Origin of the sequence: Cryobacterium sp. 10I1 (assembly GCF_035019805.1) — a bacterium.
Lineage (GTDB): Bacteria > Actinomycetota > Actinomycetes > Actinomycetales > Microbacteriaceae > Cryobacterium > Cryobacterium glucosi.
The window spans coordinates 1-733 of sequence record NZ_JASJVF010000530.1 but is presented as its reverse complement, the minus strand read 5'-3'; the positions used below and the strand labels follow the sequence as shown (position 1 = coordinate 733).

Genomic DNA, 733 nt, shown 5'->3' with positions numbered 1-733 from the left:
ATGGTCACGTTCGAGAACGGCCAGTACTCGGTGCCGGCGCACTTGCTCGGCGCCCGTGTGTTCGTCCGCAGCCACGGCGTCGGAGCCTCTGAGCAGGTCGTCATCGTCCACGTCGGCAGTGACGGTCCCGTTGAAGTCGCCCGGCACCACCGGGCCCGGCCCGGCAGTCCGAAAATTGACGACGCGCACTTCCCCGATCACCGGGAGAAGATCCCGGGAGATTACACGATCACCCCGCGCAGCGCGGCCGAGACGGAGTTCCTGGCCATCGGGGCTGGCGCGCACGCGTGGTTACTGGAAGCGGCCGCGGCCGGGACCGCGCGGATGAACGTGAAGATGGCTGAGGCCGTCGCGCTGGCCAAGATCAGCGGCACCGCCCCGGTCGACGAGGACCTCGGCCAGGCCGCGACCTATGGTCGGTTCGCGACCGGTGACCTCGCCTCCCTCCTCAGCGCAGGCTCGATCCGCCCGCCGGCACGCACGGCGGGCGAGACCAGCTCGCTCGCGCAGGGCACCGCCGGGTGGGCCGCTATCGGACAAGCCGCCGATGACGAGTTGGAGCAGAGCGCGTGAGCGTCACCGCGACCGCCGCGCCCGCGCTGCCCGCGGACCTGGAAGCGTTGATGCGGCAGTTAAAGATGCCCTACGCCCGCGCTCTGGCGCCGGAACTGATCGCGACCGCCCGGGCGCAACGCTGGGAACCCGTCGAGATCATCAAGGCCCTCTTCGTTGA

Annotated in this window: 1 pseudogene; it reads left to right on the top strand. The window is 70.3% G+C overall.

Going from position 1 to position 733, the window contains the following annotated elements:
* Window positions 1-573: pseudogene (locus tag QN345_RS19605) on the top strand (IS21 family transposase); the annotation flags it as partial.
* Between the last annotated feature and the right edge of the window lie 160 nt (window positions 574-733).